Genomic DNA, 20,092 nt, shown 5'->3' on the forward strand with positions numbered 1-20,092 from the left:
CCCAAAGTCCTTTTTATCACCTATCAAAAGAGTATTAATATGCTTTTCCCCAATACACCATTTGTTTAGCTTCTTTACCACAACAAATACATTCTTCAGCTAAATGCTCTTGCTCAAAAGGCATACAACGTGAAGATACTCCCACTTCTTCTTTTAGTTTCTCTTCACAAGCCAATTCCCCGCACCACATTGCTTTAATAAAGCCTTGCTTTTCGTCAGCTACTTTTTTCATCTCTTCGAAATTTGTCACAGCATACGTATTCTCATCGCGAAATGCTTTTGCTTTATTAAATAAAGAACTATGAATTTCTTCAAGTAATGCTGGAATACGTTCTTCTAATTGATCCATTGGTACAAATTCTTTTTCCTTCGTATCTCTTCTTACAAGTACAACTTGATTCTTTTCAATATCTTTAGGACCAACTTCTAATCGAATTGGTATACCCTTCATTTCATACTCATTAAATTTCCAACCAGGCGTTTTATTACTAGCATCTATTTTTACTCGTGCAACCTTTTGAATATGTCCTTGTAACTCTGTTGCTTTTGCTAAAACTCCTTCTTTATGCTGAGCAATTGGTACAATAACAACTTGCACTGGAGCGACTTTTGGTGGCATTACAAGTCCATTATTATCGCTATGAACCATTATTAGCCCGCCTATCATTCTTGTTGATACACCCCAAGATGTTTGGTGCACATATTGCCATTTACCGTTACGATCTAAAAACTTAATATCAAATGCTTCTGAGAAATTCGTCCCAAAGTTATGAGAGGTTCCTGTTTGAAGCGCTTTTCCATCATGCATTAAACTTTCAATTGTATAAGTTGCCTTTGCTCCAGCAAACTTCTCTTTTTCTGTTTTTTGTCCTTTAATAACTGGTATCGCTAAATAATCCTCACAGAAAGAAGCATATAAGTTTAAAATATTTAATGTTTCAGCCTGCGATTCTTCTGCCGTTTCATGGATTGTATGACCCTCTTGCCATAAAAATTCAGTCGTACGAAGGAATGGTCTAGTTGTCTTCTCCCAACGAACTACTGAACACCACTGATTATATAACTTTGGCAAATCATTATAGGATTGCACAATTTTTGAAAAGTGCTCACAGAATAAAGTTTCAGATGTAGGACGTACACAAAGTCTTTCCGCTAACTTTTCATCCCCGCCATGTGTAACCCATGCTACTTCAGGAGCAAATCCTTCAACATGATCCTTCTCTTTTTGCAATAAACTCTCTGGGATAAACATTGGCATATATACATTTTCATGGCCAGTTTCTTTTAACTTCTCATCCATCACCTTCTGCATATTCTCCCATAAGGCATAACCATACGGACGTAAAATCATGCACCCTTTTACACTTGAATAATCAACAAGTTCGGCTTTTTTTACAATATCGGTATACCACTGCGCAAAGTCCTCTTCCATCTTCGTAATGGCTTGCACTTGTTCTTTTGCCATAGTCAGTCTTCCTCCTTCTAGAAAATACAAAAAAGCCCGCGTCCCTAAATAGGGACCGAGCTTTGCCGGCGTTACCACCCTGATTCATGCACAAAAATTGCGCATGCTCTCTTTTTGATAACGGGAAATTCCCGCTGCATATGCAGAACTCAAAGGCAGGTTCCATATTGCCTTTTTAAGAATCTTTCAGCCTGGCGGATTCTCTCTCTGCTAAAAAGGTTGAATATGTACTAGTCCTTTTTCATCGTTATAACGAAATAAATTTGTTGATTATCATAATACAAATTCTTTTTTAAAACAATAGCTAATTTTCTTATTATTATATATTCTTTTCATTTTTTACAGTTTTATACGTAGCTTTTTCGAGAGATTTTTACAAGTTGATGTGCAATCATACCAATAAGTGTACCTAGTAGAACGAAGAAACCAATAAATCCATATCCCATTCCTTCCCACCCACCAATAACCATCATGGTAACAGGAAATGATGCTAAGCAAAGAAGTATTACAATCAGTGCAAATATAATATCAAACTGTTTGTCTGGAAAACGTTTCTTTAGTAAATATGAAATAGCAAATACAAGGAGAATTGTGATGCCACCAATGATGTAAAATATACCGAATCCATCTAACCAGTCCATACTATTCCCTCCGTCCATAGATTCCCTTATACTTATTATATGTTTAATTTTTCTGAAAATAAACAATAAATTTTATTCAGAAACATATTTTTATTACTAGGTATTAATAGTAATATATAAGAATAGGTTTTATATAATTAGGAGGATTACTTTATGGATAAAGCATTAACGAATCGTGTCATTATTTTATCATTCGACTGTTTATCAGCTTTAGATTTTCCTATACTACAAAAACTACCTCATTTCCAATCTCTAATAAAAAAGGGCACGGTTGTCGAAAAAGTAGAACCAATTTATCCTTCTGTAACATATCCAAGCCACTCAACAATCGTAACCGGTAATTACCCTAACAAGCACGGTGTTGTTAGTAATACGTTACTTCAACCAGGACGTAAATCACCTGATTGGCATTGGTACCGAAAATCGATAAAAGGAACAACATTGTATGATGAAGCGCGTAAAGCAAATTTAACGACAGCTGCCCTTCTATGGCCTGTTACTGGGAGAGCAAACATTGATTACAATTTACCAGAAATTTTCCCCAATAGACCGTGGCAAAATCAAGTGTTAGTTTCCTTATTTAGCGGTAGCCCACTATACCAATTAGATTTAAATCGTCGTTTCGGCCATATAAGAAATGGTTTATCACAACCAGAGCTGGATGATTTCGTCCTCGCCTCTGCTGTACACACCATTCAGACGAAAAAGCCTAATGTTATGTTCGTACATTTCACTGATTTAGACACGCAAAGACATTATCATGGCTTTGAATCTAACGAAACAATAGCTGCAATTCATAGACATGATGAGCGGCTCGGGAAAATTATTCAAACTTTAAAAGACAGTGACCTATACGAAGAGAGTACAATTATCGCTCTTGGTGACCATAGCGCTTTAAGTGAAAACAAAGCGATTCAATTAAATGTGCTATTCCAACAAAAAGGCCTCGTATCTATAAATAAAAAAGGGCTATTAGTAGATTGGAAGGCCTATTGTCAAAGTTGCGACGGGTCTGCCTATGTATATGTGAAAGACAAAAATGATACGGATACAATTCGAGAAGTACAACTACTCCTTGAAGAACTGCTGCAAAATAAACAGAATGGAATTGAATTTATACTTCATGATGAAGCTGCGAAAGACTGCGGTGCAGATGGTAATTGTTTATTTATGTTAGAAGCGCAAGAGGGGTATTATTTCACTGAAAACTATACAGGAGATTTTATAAAAGAAATTACTGAAAAAGATGTTACGCCTAGTAAAAAATATACATTTGGTACGCATGGATACTCTCCAACAAAACCTAACTATGAAACAATTTTTATCGCTGCTGGAAAAGGAATAAAAACCGGCGTTACTGTCCCGTATATGAGACTTATTGATGAAGGTCCAACTATCGCTAGACTACTCGGTTTACACTTAGGCGAAACAGACGGATCAATTGTAGAGGATTTACTCCAATTGTAAGGAACTGTGTATATATGTAAAAGTTCTGTAAAAATCATCACTGTTTCTCTTTTTATAATTTTTATTTTTGTACACTGTTAGTAGAACAAATTTAAGGGGGAACACTATATGGAAAAAATGTCCAGACGAGAAAAAAGCTGGATATTATACGATTGGGCGAACTCGGTATATTCGCTCGTCATTACAACTGCATTATTTCCAATTTACTTTAAAGCAGCTGCAAAAGAAGCCGGGCTATCTGGTGCAACTTCAACAGCATATTGGGGATATGCAAACTCGTTCGCTACACTTTTAATTTCTATACTTGCTCCTATTCTCGGCACAGTTGCTGATTATAAAGGATTTAAAAAACGATTTTTCACATTCTTCTTTGGACTTGGTATCGTATTTACAAGTATGTTAGCAGTCGTTCCAACATCTCAGTGGTACTTATTATTAGGATGCTATATGCTCGCCTTAGTTGGTTTTGCTGGAGCCAACATTTTCTATGATGCATTTTTAGTAGATGTCACTTCTGAAGATAGAATGGATCGAATTTCTACAAGAGGTTTCGCTTTAGGCTATATTGGGAGTACTATTCCTTTTATCGGTTGTATCGCTCTTATTATTCTTGCTCAAAAAGGAACTATCCCTTTATCAGTTGGCATTGCTAGTCAAATTTCATTCGCGATAACAGCTCTTTGGTGGGGGTTATTTACAATTCCGATGCTTAAAAACGTAGAGCAAACACACTATATTGAGCGTCATCCAAGACCTATTAGAATGAGCTTCAAACGTCTTGCTGATACTTTTAAAAATATTAAAGAATATAAAACTGTATTTATGTTTCTAATTGCTTACTTTTTCTATATTGACGGAGTCGATACAATTATTACTATGTCTACAGCTTACGGGACCGACCTCGGTATCAGTGCAACGAATCTATTAATCATATTATTTGTAACACAAATTGTCGCTTGTCCATTTGCGTTACTATACGGAAAACTATCTGAAACATTTACTGGTAAAAAAATGTTATATGTCGGTATCATTATTTATATCATTATTTGCACATATGCTTATTTCTTAAAAACGACACTTGATTTTTGGATTTTAGCAATGTTAGTTGCTACATCTCAAGGTGGTATTCAAGCACTAAGTCGTTCATACTTTGCAAAACTAGTACCAAAAGAATCTGCTAATGAATTCTTCGGATTTTATAATATCTTTGGTAAGTTCGCCGCAATTATGGGCCCGGTATTAGTCGGTGTTACAACGCAATTAACAGGAAAAACAAACGCTGGTGTTCTTAGTATTATTGTATTGTTTATTATCGGTGGATTCTTACTAACTAGAGTTCCAGAAAATAATACATCCGTTACACCACCTAGTCCAAAGACTAAAACGCTATAAGAAAAGATCCTCTTCTCATAAGAAGAGGATCTTTTTTATTTTTAACGGTGCGCCTTATAATGAACGACTCTACTGCTTGTACAAAAATAATTTATCAACAGTTGTTCCTAATACTTCAGCTAAACGGAATGCTAACGCTAAGCTTGGATCATATTTATTATTCTCAATTGCATTTATCGTTTGTCTAGAAACCTTGCATTTATCAGCTAATGCGCCTTGTGAAATATTATTTTCAGTGCGTAATTCATAGATTTGATTTTTCACACCATTGCTCCTAACCTGTAAAATTGTTTTTACAACATCAGTATATAATTGGCTCATATAGTTGTCAAAAGTTCCTCAAAGAAAAAGGGAGCAATTTTGCTCCCTTACAATAGTTATTTCGAAGCTAACGAATTTGTTAGTGCCTCTTTATTAGCAACATCTTCTTTTTTTATTTGCATACGTAGAACTGGCCCTATCGCTAATAAAATAAGTGCCATCGCTATACAAAATACAGTAACTAGTGAAGTTAGTTCCTTTAATCCTCCAGCTAGTGAAGTTCCAATTAGCATTGCCCCCATAAACAGTGGTAAAATCGTCCCATTTACTCTTCCAACCATATTTTCTGGTACAAGTTGAATCATAAGCGTACCGACAACAATATTAACACAAGCTAAACAAATACCTGTTCCAAATCTCATGAAACTAGTAATCCAAAATGATGTAGATAGCCCTTCTACTAAAAATGATATCGCTAATATGCCCATACCGAATACAAACATCTTTTTCGGATTCACTTTTGAAGCAAAAATTGCAGCAACAATACCACCGATTAACATACCTATTCCATCAGCTGCTGCTAAATATTGAACAGCTTCTTTTTCCATGCCTAAACGTTCAATTACAAGGAATACTTCTAATGGATTCGTTAATCCAACAGCTAAACCCATAATTGTAAAAGTGATCGTAATCATACGTAAATTTTTCGTGTGAAGAACGTATTTCCATCCTTCTTTTATATCATTTTTTAATGAATCTCTTGCCACTTGCTCTTTTTCAACCCATTTTGGTAAAAATGAAAGGGCGATAGCAGATAACAAAAATAAAATGATTAAGCTATATAGTGACGTAAATAAACCAAGTTGTGTATACACAAGCGATCCTACCACTGGCCCAAAAATTAGAAATAATGACTGTAATGTTTGGTTAAATGCAATCGCATTTGCTACCTGTTCTTCTTTTACATAGCGCTTAAATATACGCGAAGATGAGGGCTGAGAAAACTGACCTACAATCGCGGAAATGAGTGTTGCAAAAAATATAGCCTGCCAATAATCCAGCTTTAACAACAGGACAATTCCTATAATAGACAGTACACTCAACACATCTCCAGCGACCATTGTTCTTTTCGGATTCCAGCGATCTGCTAATGCACCACCAATGAACGAGAAAATAAAGATAGGTGCATACTCCATGACAGATAATAGAGACACTGAAACTGGATCATTATTTGTCCGCTCCATTATGAAATATAAAAGAGCCATATTTCTGATCCAAATTGCAAATTGTTGTAAAATATCAGATGCCATAACGAGCATAAATGCTCGGTTTTTAAATAAAGCTTTCACTTTCATTCCCCTTCCATAAACCGACCGTTCGGTCTAATTTGTTTTGTAAGAAAAGCAACTGACTTATTATTCAGCTGCCATTCCTTTTAACAATACATCTATTGCCTTTTTATAAATACGTTTCAACTCTTTATAATCTAACTCGTAGTAAAGTACTCCAAGCCCTGATAATAATCCGTTCACAATATACATAAGATCACGAGTATTATCTTCACGGAACTCTCCAGACTGTATACCTGCTTCAATTAATTTCTCAAACATAACATATGATTCTCTAGTTAAAGCTAACAGTTCATCCAGAATCTCTTTACTTACAACTTGGCTCATAGAGAATTCCTCTATTGCATTTGAAATTGGTTGCTGTATGTCCTCTACATGATATTCCGCGAGACCATATAGTTTTTCAGTACTAGTGCTATACAACTTCTCTTTTTCATTCCATTTTTCAACCCAATCATACGTATGCTGTTTCACTACAAATAAAAATAAATCTTCTTTACTTTTAAAGTGATAATAAATACTTCCTTTACTTCGCTCTGTAATTTCACAAATCTCTTCCATAGATGTAGCTGCGTAGCCCTTCTGTGAAAATAGACTTTCTGCTTTATATGCAATTTCTTTCTTTATCTCTTCTGCGCTTCTTCTCATATTCACACCTCTTTAAACCGACCGTTCAGTCTAATAATAACAAATCAAAAACCTCTATCGCAAGAGGCTATATTCCTTATTTAAGAAAACGTACTTTCAAACCAAGTTCGAATCATATGTATTGTTCCAAATTTAAATGCTAATTTAACAAGAATTACACCTCCCGCAGCTAATAAAAATAACACTACTTTCCCCTTATTTTTCACTTTCGGTTCCCTTTTCATTTCCATTCCCCTTAGTATATTAAAAATATTAATCAAATGTTTGTTTAACTGTGTTTATGCAATATGTAAGCCAACTAATCAAACGTTTGTTTAAAAAGAAATACGCCTATATAAGGCGCATTTTCATCAATCACCGCCACCACCGCAGCTTCCCCCGCTATCTCCCCCAAAAGACCCTCCACAATCATGTGAGCCACCATCATGCGAGCTATCATTATCAGATCCAGCAAAGAAAAATAATGGTGATGAGCTGTTAGATGAATTATGAATGTTATTTTGTTTTGTAAGATTTACCTTCTTTTTGTTCGATCGAACTGCTGTTACGATTATTCCAACTACAACAAATAATAGTATGACAATAATAAATTCCATATAAAAGCCTCCCTTATTCCTCGAATAATTGAATGGTTCTCTCTAGATTTTCAAGTGAAATGAAGCGCGATTCTCGAAGGATCTCTTTTCCATTATAAAATAATAAAATTGTCGGTCCTGTAAATACGGCATATCGCCCCGCAATCTCTTGCATGTCTTGTAGTAATATCTCTATTTTCTCTACGTAATCATAATTCTCTAATACGCAATTTACTTTTCTTAGCATAACATCACAAACACCACAATTTTCCGTTTTAATAAACAGAAGTACCAATTGTTGTTCTTCGATATAGGTCGCTAATTCTTCTATCGTTTTAAATATAGTCATCTTATCCCTCTTAGCGTAATTTACGAAATACTTTGTCTTGATACATACGAAAAGCTGAACTATCTTTAATCTTTCTCTTTTCCATTACCTGCTGAAAACGAAGCGTTTTTACTGTTAACTCTTCTCTTAATTTCTTTCTCTCTTCTTCATCATAACAGCAAGCAATTAGATCCTCTATTTTTAATATATCTTTTTGTAGTTCCATTTCTGGTGGAATCATTCCCGCATTTTTTAAAATTTTATAACTCATTCTAAGTTCTGGAGGTACCATTGAAAGATCTTCTAATTGTAGTGGTTTTCCTTTTCCCGGAAGATAATCAAGATCACCATTCCGTATTGCTTGTCGAATTTTTTCTTCAGCAATGTTCAAAAACACATCCACACCATTCCCTCCTTTACATATTTTTACTATTATTTTACATGATATTTCCTTATCTTTCTACGTCTTTAATAATTGGCTCCATACAATTTTTTCTCAAATTTATTTATAATGAGCTATTTCCTCCCATACCGACCTTTCGTTTTCATATATAGTTTGTATTCAAGCCTTTTTGTATTGAGAAAGTCTTTTTCAACTTAATAAAGCGTTTACACTAAATCTTACATTTGTTACGATTTAATCACCCCCAGCTCCCTTGTATAGACTTCGTGATGTCTGATCATTTTATCTAGACGTTTCATACGTCTAGATTCATTTTGATTTATTGGCGTATGCCTTTAAATATATCTTTTATTTTGAAAGGAGAAATGGCTATGAGGTCTCAAAAATTCACACTGCTATTACTATCTCTACTACTTTTCTTACCTCTTTTTCTCACAAATTTTATTACTCCAAATCTCGCATTAGCAGATTCACCAAAGCAAAATCAAAAAATTGTTGGGTACTTTCCTTCGTGGGGCGTTTACGGACGTAATTATCAAGTTGCTGACATTGATGCATCAAAACTTACTCACCTTAACTATGCTTTCGCGGATATTTGTTGGAATGGAAAACATGGAAACCCTTCTACTCATCCTGATAATCCAAATAAACAAACGTGGAACTGTAAAGAATCTGGTGTACCATTGCAAAATAAAGAGGTTCCTAATGGTACTCTCGTACTCGGTGAACCATGGGCTGATGTTACCAAATCGTATCCTGGCTCAGGTACAACTTGGGAAGATTGCGATAAGTATGCCCGTTGCGGAAATTTCGGAGAACTAAAACGATTAAAAGCTAAATATCCTCACTTAAAAACAATTATTTCCGTTGGTGGCTGGACTTGGTCTAACCGCTTTTCTGATATGGCCGCTGATGAAAAAACAAGAAAAGTATTTGCTGAATCTACAGTAGCTTTTCTTCGCGCATATGGGTTTGATGGCGTAGATTTAGACTGGGAATATCCGGGCGTTGAAACGATTCCTGGTGGTAGTTATCGTCCTGAAGATAAACAAAATTTCACTCTCCTTCTTCAAGACGTCCGAAATGCTTTGAATAAAGCAGGTACTGAAGATGGCAAACAATATTTACTAACAATCGCGTCCGGTGCAAGCCAACGCTACGCTGATCATACAGAGCTAAAGAAAATTTCTCAAATACTCGATTGGATTAATATTATGACATATGATTTCCACGGTGGATGGGAAGCTACTTCTAATCATAATGCAGCTCTATACAAGGATCCAAATGACCCAGCAGCAAATACGAATTTTTACGTAGATGGTGCTATAAATGTTTATACAAATGAAGGTGTTCCAGTCGATAAACTAGTATTAGGCGTACCTTTTTACGGACGTGGATGGAAAAGTTGTGGAAAAGAAAATAACGGACAATATCAACCTTGCAAACCAGGTAGCGATGGGAAACTTGCTTCTAAAGGTACTTGGGATGATTATTCTACCGGTGACACAGGTGTGTATGATTACGGTGATTTAGCAGCCAATTACGTTAATAAAAATGGTTTTGTACGCTACTGGAATGACACAGCTAAAGTACCTTACTTATATAATGCGACTACAGGCACATTTATTAGCTACGATGACAATGAATCTATGAAATATAAAACAGACTATATAAAGACGAAGGGTTTAAGCGGAGCAATGTTTTGGGAACTAAGCGGGGATTGCCGTACAAGTCCAAAATATAGTTGCAGTGGTCCAAAATTACTTGATACGCTAGTAAAAGAATTACTTGGTGGACCTATTAGTCAAAAAGATACTGAGCCACCAACGAATGTTAAAAATATTGTAGTTACGAATAAAAATTCAAGCTCAGTTCAATTAAGCTGGACTGCATCCACTGATAACGTAGGCGTTACTGAATACGAAATTACTGCCGGAGAAGAAAAATGGAGTGCAACAACAAATAGCATTACAATTAAAAACTTAAAACCTAATACGGAATACACATTTTCAGTAATTGCCAAAGATGCTGCTGGAAATAAATCACAACCTACCGCTCTTACTGTCAAAACGGATGAAGCTAATACGACACCTCCTGATGGAAATGGCACTGCTACATTTTCAGTCACTTCGAATTGGGGTAGCGGTTATAACTTCTCGATTATAATCAAAAATAATGGAACGACTCCTATTAAAAATTGGAAATTAGAATTTGATTATAGCGGCAATTTAACACAAGTTTGGGATTCTAAAATTAGTAGTAAAACAAATAATCATTATGTAATTACGAACGCAGGATGGAATGGCGAAATTCCTCCTGGTGGATCTATTACAATTGGTGGTGCAGGAACGGGTAATCCTGCCGAACTTTTAAATGCCGTCATTAGCGAAAACTAGACGTAATATCCATTAATTATTTCACTAAAGTTTGAATTTAGGTTCGAGAAATACCTCCTAAATTCAAACTTTTAATTTTATGAAAAATCAAAAACATCAAAATAACCTATTATAATTATATTTAGTTTCTAATATGAAGTTTATATGAAGTTCATTTGAATTTTACATGAATTCCCTTTAATTTCTATTGTCTTCCTATAATATCCACATTATCCTTTACATATAGGAATTATTTTCATTCCATTTTGAACTATCTATATATATAAAGAAAGATAGTCACCTGTTAGGGAAAGGCTTTCGTATTATTATAAATATAACAAAAGAAAAAGCACGCTTATAAGCGCACCATAAGAGTGCTTCTTCATACAATTCTCATGTAAGAGTTCTCGAAAATCATGTTAATCACAAAGAAAAGGCATTAGCTCATAAAAGCTAATGCCTTTTCTTTATTCATATTGTTCAGCATTCCAATCTTCTATATTCCATACTTTTGTTATCCACGATTCATAGAAAGAAGGTTCATGTGAGACAATTAAAACTGTTCCTTTGTATTGTTGTAACGCTTCCTGTAAAGCCATCTTAGTTTCTACATCCAAATGATTAGTCGGTTCGTCTAAAATTAAAACATTGCTTTTCGTTACGATAAGTTCACATAAACGCACTTTCGTTTGCTCTCCACCGCTTAATAAACGAATAGGTTTTAATACGTGTTCTTCTTTCAATCCACACTTCGCTAATGCTTGGCGCACTTCTTTCTTTGTCATATCTGGTCGTTCTGCCCAAACTTTCTCTAACGGTGTTATTTCTGAAGCAAACTCTTCCTGTGCAAAATAAGCAGGATTTACTCGTTCCCCAACAAAAATTGAACCGCTTAGCGGCTTTATTTGACCTAATAACGTCTTTAACATTGTCGTTTTTCCAATACCGTTATGACCAACAACAGCTATCTTTTCTCCTTTTTTCACTTGTAAATTCAAGTCTGGAAATAACGGCTCACTATAACCCACTCTTAGTTTCTCAGCCTGTAATATACGACTTACTGGTTCATTATAAACAGTAAAAGCAAAACGGGACCGAGGTACATTATTAACCTTTTCAACCCTTTGCATTTTCTCCAATACTTTCTCTCGACTTTTTGCCTGTTTTGCTTTTCGAATCTTATTTTTTTGAATAAATGTTTCTAACTGAGCAATTTCTTTTTGTTGTTTCACATACGCCGATTGTAATTGTTTCCTTTGTACTTGGTAACTTTGTAAAAACTTTTCATAATCCCCTACATATCGCTTAACTTTTCGTTCTTCTAGATGGTAAATGACATTCGTAATATTGTTCAAAAATACTTCATCATGCGAAATGATAATATAAGCTTTTTCGTACAGTTTCAAGTACGATTGCAACCATTCTATATGTGCTGTATCTAAATAGTTCGTTGGTTCATCTAGCAATAAAACATCAGCTTTTTCTAGAAGAAGCTTTCCTAGTAATAACTTTGTCCGCTGTCCTCCACTTAACTTTGAAACATCCTTTTCCAATCCTATTTCAAACAGCCCTAAACCAATTGCCACTTCTTCAATTTCTGTATGAATTTGATAGAAATTAGAGTTTTCCAATATAGTTTGTAACTCTCCATACCTTACTAACAATTTTTCTACTTCTACTGCTTCAGCCATCTCTTCTGCAGTTTTTAACATTTCGTATTCAATCGCATACAAGTTAGAAAATGCACTTTGCAAGTATCCTTCAATTGTTATTCCTTCTTGTAAATCTATATGCTGCTGCAAAAATCCAACCTTCACATGTGGAAACCATTCAATGTTCCCATCATCATGTATAAGTTCTCCTGTTAAAATTCTTAGCAGTGTTGATTTTCCAATCCCATTTTTCCCTACTAACCCAACATGCTCCCCCTTTAATAATCGAAAGCATGCATTATATAAGATGGTTTTCTCACCATACGAATGACTTAAATTTTCTACTGTTAATATACTCATTTTTTTCTCTCCTTTACTTATCGTCCATAAGCTAAATAGAGAGACCAACAGTATGAAGCCTTATTTAATTATGCATATAAAAATGGGTAAGGTGAATACACCTTACCCATTACATATTATCGTAAAAAAGGATTAAGGTTCTTTACCTGCTGTCTTCAATTTAGCTTAATCTTAAAAAATGGGCAGACTTCTCCCATATCAAGCTAAAACCATTTGAAGAACAGTTGATAAAGTCATTTTATCCTTTCACTCCTTTAACATTTGTTATATTAAGAGTATAAACTACTCTGTTATATTCTATTCTCTGTTTTTCCTTTTGTTCCTTCTCCATCTTTTCATATTCTAAAAAAAGCCTCTTAACAGTAATTATACTAAAAACTGTTAAAAGGCTTTTTCTATTTTTTCATATAAGGAGCTAACACACTTAAAATCTCTTCTTTATCCTTTTTTAATTCGAGTGATGTTAACATATCCATCGTTCTCGGCCTAGGTAATTTCACTTGTACCTCGCCAACTATTGACGCTGGTCTTTGAGATAAAATAAATACGCGATCTGAAAGCAAGATTGCCTCATCTAAGTCATGTGTCACCATAACGATTGTTTGCTTCTCTTGATGCCAAGAGTTTAAAAGCCAGCTATGTACTTCCATTTTTGTAAATGCATCTAATTTACCAAAAGGCTCATCCAGCAGCATAATTGGCTTTTCACATAAATATGTGCGCAGAAAACTAATTCTTTGACGCATACCACCAGATAATTCATCTGGATAATGGTCTGCATATTCATCTAGTTCGAACTGCTTTAATGCTTCCATTCCTTCTGTCAGCCTTTGTTTTTTCGGCTTTCCTTCAATTTCTAACGGAAGAACGATATTTTGCAAAGCTGATCGCCACGGTAGTAATAAATCTTGTTGTGGCATATAACTAACAACATCTTGCTCTTGTACTTGCTTATCTTTATACATTACGTTCCCGCTTGTTGGTTTTTCAACATTTGCAATCATGTTTAATAATGTGCTTTTCCCGCAACCACTCGGTCCTACAAAGGAAACAAACTCTCCCTCTTGTATAGAGGCACTAATATTCTCTAATACATTCTTTCCGTCGAAAGATTTCACTATATTTTTTATTTGTAATCCGCTCATTTTTCACTTGGAAGGAATTCATTTGTAAAAGCATCTTTTACATCGATTTTCTTTTTAATAACTTTGTTGTCATATAAGAAATTCATGTAATTCGTCCAAATTTCTTCCTTCTGTACTCCCCATGCTTTCGCATCATCTTGATACTTCGTACTTAACCATTTCTGGCTTTCTTGAACTAAATCTTTATTTACATCTGGAACAGCTTTAATTAGAATATCAGCAGCTTCTTTCGGTTCCTTAATTGCAAAATTATAACCTTCTGTTGTTGCACTCATAAACTTTTTCACAAAGTCTTTATCTTGCTTCGTATGTTTTTCACTCGTAATAATAACAGGACTATAGAAATCAAGCGCTGGATCTAAGTCCTTCACCATAATCGTATTTAACTCTTTTCCTTGGCGCTTCGCTTCAATACCATCCCAACCGTAATAAATCCATTCGAAATCTGCATCACGGCCGATTGATTTAAAGAAATCTGTTTGTCCTAAGATGATTTTTTCAACTTTATTAAAATCAGCTTGATGCTTATCCATAATCGTCTTTAATGTCGCTTCTTCCGCTGGTCCTCCCCAGCCGCCATAACGTTTACCTTCAAAATCTTTTGGTGACGTCATATTATCTTTCTTAAGCGATGCAAACGCTGAAGTGTTGTGCTGAATAATCGCTCCTACAGATACAACAGGAATTCCTTCCACACGAGCTAATGTTACATTTTCTTGTGCGCTTATTGCGAAGTCTGCTTTTCCTGATGCTATCATTTGCTCTGCTGTTACATTGTCACCTGGTTGAATAATTTCTACATCTAATCCTTGCTTTTTGTAATAATCTTTCGTTTGCGCTACATACAAGCCAGTATGATTCGTATTTGGAAACCAATCTAATACTACTTTTACTTTTTGATCTTTACTTGCACTTTCTTCTTTCTTCGCCGGATTACATCCAGCCACACCTACCGCTACTAAGGCAGCTAACATAACTTTCAAACCTTTTTTCATTTTCTGCCGTCCTTTCTATATATCCATGGTGCTGTTATTCTTGCCATAAACTCTACGATAAAATACAGGCATAATGTCACTATAACGATGATTGCTGCAACACCAAATACTCGGGCAGTCAAAAAGGATTTTGTAGCCCTCGTAAGCATAACGCCTAATCCTTCATTTGCACCGAGCCATTCTCCGATAATTGCCCCCATTACGCTATATGTAACTGCAATTTTTAAACCGGAGAAAAAGTATGGAAGCACTGCTGGAAATTTTACTTTCTGGTAAACTTGCCATTTTGTCGCCTTCATTGTTTGTAACAGCTTCAACATGTTTTTATCTACTGTTTGAAAACCTTCTAAAATACTAAGCGCAATTGGGAAGAAACAAACGAGTATTACGACCATTACTTTCGGCAACATCCCATATCCAAACCAAATAATAAATAGCGGTGCAAGTACAACAATTGGAATTGTTTGCGAAATAACGAGCAATGGATTTATTAAAATACGAAATAAAGGTATAACGTCCATAATAATTGCGATGCTCGTCCCCAATAAAATTGCAAAGAATAGTCCAATTATAACTTCCTGCAGTGTTTGCATCGTATTTGGTAATAGTAAATCTTTCATCCCAATTAATTCTTGAACAATGGCAGAAGGCTTTGGTAAAATCCACGGTTCGATTTTAAATAATGAAACAGATCCTTCCCATATCGCAATGAGAAGGATAAGCCAAATAGTTGTAATAAGTTTAGATTGCTTCTGGTTTTGCATATTCATCACGGTACTTCCAAACCTTTTCATCTATCGTTACACCAGTGCTTGGACGATAATGGATTTTAATAGAAGTAATCACTTCTTCTGCTCCAGCATCGACGCAAGCTTGTTGCGCACGTTTAACGACATCAAGAAGTACATCTAATTCTCCTTCCAAAGTTGTTTCCATTGCCCCTACTTCATAACGAACTCCCGATTGTTGCACAACTTCAATTGCTTTATCGACAACAGAATATACATCTTTCGTTTTCGCTTGTGGTACTACTGAAAATGACATTGTAACTTGTTGTGACATAATAAAATCCCCCTTATAAAATTAGATTTCAAAAATAAGAAAAGGCTTTCCTACTGCGTAGGAAAGCCTTGTATGCAAGTTATTATAGAATAACATATGCTACATCACTTTAAGTAACTCCCTACGCTGGCATTATCCAGATCAGGTTGAGGGTCGATGTTTACTTACATCCTCTCAGCCAATTGGCTCCCCGGTCCTTAATTCGTTTTCATTGTAGCATGATTTATTTTATTGAACAAACAAAAGCATGCATAATCATTTCATTATTTTTGGAAAATATCCAACTTTTTCACCATGAGCTAATAACTGCTGTATAAATTCTTTATTGATTGCTGGTACTATCAATTCTTTTTTCTTAATCCATTCATTCGTTCTACGCGTACCCATTACAATTTCAGATTGCTGCGCTCCATCTCCTGCAACTTGAGAAGCAATTAACTCTGCTATTACTTCATTTCCCTTCGCTAATTCAAGTCCGGTATTTACATATTCTGAAAGTGGAACCATTTCAAGATTGTATCCACACTCTCCAATTAACTGTATAAATTGTTCAAACTCAATTTGATGTGGATGACAAATATGTAACGTCTCTCCTACAATTTGCGAATCTTTTAAATACGATACAATTGATTTACTAGCAAAATCAATTGGTGTGAAATCAACTTTCCACTTCACATTTGGTGCTTTCCCAATTAATAGCATTGTTTTAATAAGACGATAAAATGCGTTTCCTTCAATATTTTGTTGGAACGAACCTGTTTCTGAATGGCATGCTAAATTACCTGCACGATAAATATTTCCTCGCAAACCATTTTTCATTGCTTCACGAACAATGTTTTCCGCTTGTAGTTTACTATTTAAATATACATTCTCTAAGTCTACACTGTAATTAAAATCACCAGTTTTCATGTATGTATCCCATTGATCTACCGCTAATTCTAACGGGATACCAATTGTAGAAATAAAATGGAATGTAGCACCTTTCTCCGCTAATGCTAGCATACGGCTAGTTCCTTGGACATTTATATTTTCAAATTGTTTTACATCTCCAAAATGTCTTACATCTGCACCGCAATGAATTATCGTATCCATCTTAGAACTGATGAACATAAATTCTTCTTCGCTCATCCCAAGATACTCTTCCCCTAGATCACCAGCTACGGCCTGTATACGCTGTAACCATTCTTCACATATATCACTAAAGTAGCCTGTTAATGTATCTATAATTCTTTGTTGCACATCTTTGGTTGGTCTTACTAAACAATAAATAGTAGCAGATGTATCTCTCAACAATTCATATAATATGTGTGATCCTAAATAACCAGTAGCTCCTGTTAAAAAGACATTTAAAATCTGGGTTTCTTCCAAAACGTTTGCATACGTAATAGTATCTGGTTCGTGAATCACTTTATATTCACGAAATACTTCTTCTTTCTCTACTTTTACTTCTCGCTCAATTCGAGCTAATCCATATATCGTTCTTTCTTTAAAGAAATCTTGAATTGTTAAATGTGAAAAATCTTCTTTTAATAATGTTAAGACTCGTAATACTTTTAATGAATGTCCACCAATTGTAAAGAAATCATCATGCACTCCAACTTTTGAAATTCCTAATACTTCCGCCCAAGCGCGCGCTATTTGTTTCTCTGCTTTATTAGAAGGTGCAACATATTCTTGTAGACGAACCGGTTCATACTTTTCTTCTAACTGAGCTAACTTCTTAACATCAATCTTTTTATTAGGTGTAAGTGGTAATTCATTAATATAAATTAGTTTAGATGGCACCATATAATCTGGTAATTGCTCTTGTAACTGATAAACTAATTCTGGTATTTCTTTTTTATTTAAAGTTGTATAGAACGCGATTAAATATTGGCTACCTTCCTTACTCTTCTTAGCAAAAACAGCATTTTCTTTTATATTATGATTTTGAGAAATTTTACTTTGGATTTCTCCTAGTTCAATACGATGTCCTCTAATCTTTACTTGATCATCTTTCCGATGTAAAAATTCTATATTTCCATCCTCTAACAACTTAACGATATCACCTGTTTTGTATATATTAACTATAGGATTAAAAGGGTTCTGAATAAAAGCTTCAATTGTTTTATTAGGCTTATTAAAATACCCTTTTGCTAATCCTACTGAATCTATATATAATTCACCAGGTACACCAATTGGACAAAGATTCATATTCTCATCCAAAATCATAACTTGATAATTAGCACATGGTTTACCAATGGGAATACTCGCAACATCCTCATTTAACTGACTAGGTATTTTATAGGTTGTCGTCACTACAGTACATTCTGTCGGTCCGTATACATTGTGAATTTCAACATTTGTACCTATTCTTTCTCTCCACAATTTAATAACCTCTACAGGCAACATTTCACCGCCAATCGCAATTCTTTTTAGGGAAGCTAGCTTATATATATCTTCTTCTGCTAAATAAGTTGCTACTTGTCGAACAAAAATTGTTGCTAATGCCAAGATCGAAGTTGCTTTCACTTTATAGATTGCATTTGCAAATGCTTCTACAGACAATCGCTCTTCCTCTAATAATACATACAAGTTTCCTCCGCAGAATAAAGAAGCAAATGACTCCCATACAGAAGCATCGAAACTAAAAGAAGGAAATTGGGCAAATACATCCTCTTCTGTCAATTCATATTGCTTTTGCATCCAAGTGTACAGATTAACAACGCCTCTATGTGCTAACATCGTTCCCTTTGGATTCCCTGTTGAACCAGATGTATAAATCATATAAGCTACATCATCACAATGAATAGACAACTTTACATCTATATCTTCACAAGTTTCACTATCATACATTGAAACTGTTTGAACCCCATCACATGTTATAGGCGTCTCTTTCATCAATATAACTTTCGCTTGGCTATCTTGAATAATGTACTGTATTCTACTTTCCGGATAATCTGGATCAATCGGAACATACGCTGCACCAGCTTTTAATATAGCTACCATACTTACTACTGTGTCTATGCTACGTTTCATAAATATTCCAACATAGTCTCCTAATTGGACGCCATTTTTAATTAACATATGAGCTATTTGATTACTTTTTTTATTTAGCTCCTCATAAGTTAAAGTACCTTCCCTTGAAGATAAAGCTATACGATTTGGAAATTGAGTAACAGTATTATAGAACATATCGACGATACTTTTCTCAGGATATACTGCTGTCGTATCATTCACTTGACTATAAAGTGCCATCTCGGCCTCTGTAATAATATTAAAATTCTTTATATAATTATTCTTATTTTGTGATGTACAAATTAAAACACCTTGTATTTGTTGTGCATAACGAGTAATCGTTGTTTCCTTCCAATTAACACTATTAAATATTATTTCTACACTTTGCATATTTTTACTAAATACAAATTGTAATGTATTCGTGTCTTGTAGCTCATAATATGTTTCACCAATAATAATAGGTGACATTTCATATAATGTATTACCGTTTTGAAACTCTTCTATTTCTTCCTCATTCATTTCTTTAATTTGTTCCAGTTGCTCTTCAATCTGTAAATTCAAACTTTCATAGGAGAGAAAATTAGAAACTTCAATAGTAATCGGAAATAAACTTCCTCTTACATGATAAAGCACGACAATATGTTTTTCTTTAGAAATATGATATAACCACGTTGCAGTCGCTCCTATTAAATCTACAATGTGAGTCAAATTTGGAAATAGTTCAGTTTTCCTTTTTATCCTAAGTTCCGTTCCTTGCACATCTTTAGGTATTTTAATACTTCCTTCTACTTTCCCTAAAAATTCTTTTACCATCTCATTATAAGAAATTGCTAATTTCATATTTATGTAAATTCCTCTCTTAAATATAATAAAGGTGTGAAAATTCACACCTTTTTCATCCCTTATTAACGGGCAGATTCGTTCAATTCATAATCAGTAGCGGAGATATCCCCTTTGATTAGAATTGAACTTTCTCC

The 20,092-nt window shown here is 34.7% G+C and carries 18 protein-coding genes, 1 riboswitch and 1 other annotated feature; of the genes, 3 read left to right on the top strand and 15 right to left on the bottom strand.

The window, feature by feature from the left end; translation table 11 throughout:
* Window positions 1-34 precede the first annotated feature (34 nt).
* Window positions 35-1,465, bottom strand: coding sequence for a proline--tRNA ligase (gene proS / locus ACO6VI_RS12915; protein ID WP_001040983.1), 1,431 nt, complete (start codon window positions 1,463-1,465; stop codon window positions 35-37).
* A gap of 47 nt (window positions 1,466-1,512) precedes the next feature.
* Window positions 1,513-1,719, bottom strand: a binding site (T-box leader).
* Window positions 1,720-1,812: 93 nt separating this feature from the next.
* On the bottom strand, window positions 1,813-2,106 hold the full coding sequence (locus ACO6VI_RS12920; RefSeq protein ID WP_000383860.1) for a YesK-like family protein: 294 nt from the start codon (window positions 2,104-2,106) through the stop codon (window positions 1,813-1,815).
* Window positions 2,107-2,259: 153 nt separating this feature from the next.
* Here ACO6VI_RS12920 and ACO6VI_RS12925 point away from each other — a divergent pair, with 153 nt between their 5' ends.
* Both ACO6VI_RS12925 and ACO6VI_RS12930 read left to right on the top strand, forming a co-directional pair.
* Window positions 2,260-3,573: an ectonucleotide pyrophosphatase/phosphodiesterase gene (locus tag ACO6VI_RS12925; RefSeq protein ID WP_161520383.1), complete on the top strand. Its 1,314-nt coding sequence runs from the start codon at window positions 2,260-2,262 to the stop codon at window positions 3,571-3,573.
* 108 nt (window positions 3,574-3,681) lie between these two features.
* Entirely contained in the window at window positions 3,682-4,965 is a 1,284-nt protein-coding gene (locus ACO6VI_RS12930; protein ID WP_161520384.1) for an MFS transporter, read from the top strand.
* 69 nt (window positions 4,966-5,034) lie between these two features.
* Here ACO6VI_RS12930 and ACO6VI_RS12935 read toward each other — a convergent pair whose 3' ends face one another.
* The 7 genes from ACO6VI_RS12935 to ACO6VI_RS12965 form a co-directional block, all read right to left on the bottom strand.
* Complete coding sequence (locus ACO6VI_RS12935) at window positions 5,035-5,286, bottom strand: helix-turn-helix transcriptional regulator (RefSeq protein ID WP_002023181.1); 252 nt, start codon at window positions 5,284-5,286, stop codon at window positions 5,035-5,037.
* Between the two features lie 56 nt (window positions 5,287-5,342).
* The gene (locus ACO6VI_RS12940; protein WP_053565343.1) at window positions 5,343-6,575 is read right to left on the bottom strand and encodes an MFS transporter; all 1,233 of its coding nucleotides are present in this window, start codon (window positions 6,573-6,575) and stop codon (window positions 5,343-5,345) included.
* A gap of 66 nt (window positions 6,576-6,641) precedes the next feature.
* Window positions 6,642-7,223 carry a TetR/AcrR family transcriptional regulator gene (locus ACO6VI_RS12945; RefSeq protein WP_098437948.1) on the bottom strand — a complete coding sequence of 194 codons (582 nt, stop codon included), beginning with the start codon at window positions 7,221-7,223 and terminating at the stop codon, window positions 6,642-6,644.
* A gap of 80 nt (window positions 7,224-7,303) precedes the next feature.
* A complete protein-coding gene (locus ACO6VI_RS12950) occupies window positions 7,304-7,447 on the bottom strand; it encodes a hypothetical protein (protein ID WP_000817985.1) in 144 nt (47 codons plus the stop codon).
* Between the two features lie 126 nt (window positions 7,448-7,573).
* The gene (locus ACO6VI_RS12955) at window positions 7,574-7,819 is read right to left on the bottom strand and encodes a hypothetical protein (RefSeq protein ID WP_000394364.1); all 246 of its coding nucleotides are present in this window, start codon (window positions 7,817-7,819) and stop codon (window positions 7,574-7,576) included.
* A 13-nt stretch (window positions 7,820-7,832) separates the two neighbouring features.
* A complete protein-coding gene (locus ACO6VI_RS12960) occupies window positions 7,833-8,147 on the bottom strand; it encodes a thioredoxin family protein (RefSeq protein ID WP_053565344.1) in 315 nt (104 codons plus the stop codon).
* A gap of 10 nt (window positions 8,148-8,157) precedes the next feature.
* On the bottom strand, window positions 8,158-8,529 hold the full coding sequence (locus ACO6VI_RS12965) for a DUF1992 domain-containing protein (RefSeq protein WP_000382378.1): 372 nt from the start codon (window positions 8,527-8,529) through the stop codon (window positions 8,158-8,160).
* Window positions 8,530-8,900: 371 nt separating this feature from the next.
* Here ACO6VI_RS12965 and ACO6VI_RS12970 point away from each other — a divergent pair, with 371 nt between their 5' ends.
* Window positions 8,901-10,925, top strand: coding sequence for a glycosyl hydrolase family 18 protein (locus ACO6VI_RS12970; protein WP_161520385.1), 2,025 nt, complete (start codon window positions 8,901-8,903; stop codon window positions 10,923-10,925).
* A gap of 446 nt (window positions 10,926-11,371) precedes the next feature.
* Here the strand turns inward: ACO6VI_RS12970 and ACO6VI_RS12975 are convergent, their stop codons facing one another.
* From ACO6VI_RS12975 to ACO6VI_RS13000, 6 genes are all read right to left on the bottom strand, one after another.
* On the bottom strand, window positions 11,372-12,916 hold the full coding sequence (locus ACO6VI_RS12975) for an ABC-F family ATP-binding cassette domain-containing protein (RefSeq protein WP_161520386.1): 1,545 nt from the start codon (window positions 12,914-12,916) through the stop codon (window positions 11,372-11,374).
* A gap of 395 nt (window positions 12,917-13,311) precedes the next feature.
* The gene (locus ACO6VI_RS12980) at window positions 13,312-14,061 is read right to left on the bottom strand and encodes an ABC transporter ATP-binding protein (RefSeq protein WP_000016079.1); all 750 of its coding nucleotides are present in this window, start codon (window positions 14,059-14,061) and stop codon (window positions 13,312-13,314) included.
* Window positions 14,058-15,056, bottom strand: coding sequence for an ABC transporter substrate-binding protein (locus ACO6VI_RS12985; RefSeq protein WP_000715573.1), 999 nt, complete (start codon window positions 15,054-15,056; stop codon window positions 14,058-14,060). The genes ACO6VI_RS12980 and ACO6VI_RS12985 overlap by 4 nt, the downstream gene beginning before the upstream one ends.
* Window positions 15,053-15,826, bottom strand: coding sequence for an ABC transporter permease (locus ACO6VI_RS12990; RefSeq protein WP_161520387.1), 774 nt, complete (start codon window positions 15,824-15,826; stop codon window positions 15,053-15,055). Before ACO6VI_RS12990 ends, ACO6VI_RS12985 begins: the two co-directional genes overlap by 4 nt.
* The gene (locus ACO6VI_RS12995) at window positions 15,798-16,118 is read right to left on the bottom strand and encodes an MTH1187 family thiamine-binding protein (protein WP_000082906.1); all 321 of its coding nucleotides are present in this window, start codon (window positions 16,116-16,118) and stop codon (window positions 15,798-15,800) included. Before ACO6VI_RS12995 ends, ACO6VI_RS12990 begins: the two co-directional genes overlap by 29 nt.
* Window positions 16,119-16,219: 101 nt before the next feature.
* Window positions 16,220-16,321, bottom strand: a riboswitch (TPP riboswitch).
* 52 nt (window positions 16,322-16,373) lie between these two features.
* On the bottom strand, window positions 16,374-19,955 hold the full coding sequence (locus ACO6VI_RS13000) for an amino acid adenylation domain-containing protein (RefSeq protein WP_422423451.1): 3,582 nt from the start codon (window positions 19,953-19,955) through the stop codon (window positions 16,374-16,376).
* Between the last annotated feature and the right edge of the window lie 137 nt (window positions 19,956-20,092).

Origin of the sequence: Bacillus sp. PSXD-155, from assembly GCF_049310765.1 — a bacterium.
Lineage (GTDB): Bacteria > Bacillota > Bacilli > Bacillales > Bacillaceae_G > Bacillus_A > Bacillus_A cereus.

Bases quoted from the DNA above. Each gene is read 5' to 3' on its own strand.
- proS (WP_001040983.1), bottom strand. From the start codon at position 1,465: ATGGCAAAAGAACAAGTGCAAGCCATTACGAAGATGGAAGAGGACTTT.
- ACO6VI_RS12920 (WP_000383860.1), bottom strand. From the start codon at position 2,106: ATGGACTGGTTAGATGGATTCGGTATATTTTACATCATTGGTGGCATC.
- ACO6VI_RS12925 (WP_161520383.1), top strand. From the start codon at position 2,260: ATGGATAAAGCATTAACGAATCGTGTCATTATTTTATCATTCGACTGT.
- ACO6VI_RS12930 (WP_161520384.1), top strand. From the start codon at position 3,682: ATGGAAAAAATGTCCAGACGAGAAAAAAGCTGGATATTATACGATTGG.
- ACO6VI_RS12935 (WP_002023181.1), bottom strand. From the start codon at position 5,286: ATGAGCCAATTATATACTGATGTTGTAAAAACAATTTTACAGGTTAGG.
- ACO6VI_RS12945 (WP_098437948.1), bottom strand. From the start codon at position 7,223: ATGAGAAGAAGCGCAGAAGAGATAAAGAAAGAAATTGCATATAAAGCA.
- ACO6VI_RS12950 (WP_000817985.1), bottom strand. From the start codon at position 7,447: ATGAAAAGGGAACCGAAAGTGAAAAATAAGGGGAAAGTAGTGTTATTT.
- ACO6VI_RS12955 (WP_000394364.1), bottom strand. From the start codon at position 7,819: ATGGAATTTATTATTGTCATACTATTATTTGTTGTAGTTGGAATAATC.
- ACO6VI_RS12960 (WP_053565344.1), bottom strand. From the start codon at position 8,147: ATGACTATATTTAAAACGATAGAAGAATTAGCGACCTATATCGAAGAA.
- ACO6VI_RS12970 (WP_161520385.1), top strand. From the start codon at position 8,901: ATGAGGTCTCAAAAATTCACACTGCTATTACTATCTCTACTACTTTTC.
- ACO6VI_RS12975 (WP_161520386.1), bottom strand. From the start codon at position 12,916: ATGAGTATATTAACAGTAGAAAATTTAAGTCATTCGTATGGTGAGAAA.
- ACO6VI_RS12980 (WP_000016079.1), bottom strand. From the start codon at position 14,061: ATGAGCGGATTACAAATAAAAAATATAGTGAAATCTTTCGACGGAAAG.
- ACO6VI_RS12985 (WP_000715573.1), bottom strand. From the start codon at position 15,056: ATGAAAAAAGGTTTGAAAGTTATGTTAGCTGCCTTAGTAGCGGTAGGT.
- ACO6VI_RS12990 (WP_161520387.1), bottom strand. From the start codon at position 15,826: ATGAATATGCAAAACCAGAAGCAATCTAAACTTATTACAACTATTTGG.
- ACO6VI_RS12995 (WP_000082906.1), bottom strand. From the start codon at position 16,118: ATGTCACAACAAGTTACAATGTCATTTTCAGTAGTACCACAAGCGAAA.
- ACO6VI_RS13000 (WP_422423451.1), bottom strand. From the start codon at position 19,955: ATGAAATTAGCAATTTCTTATAATGAGATGGTAAAAGAATTTTTAGGG.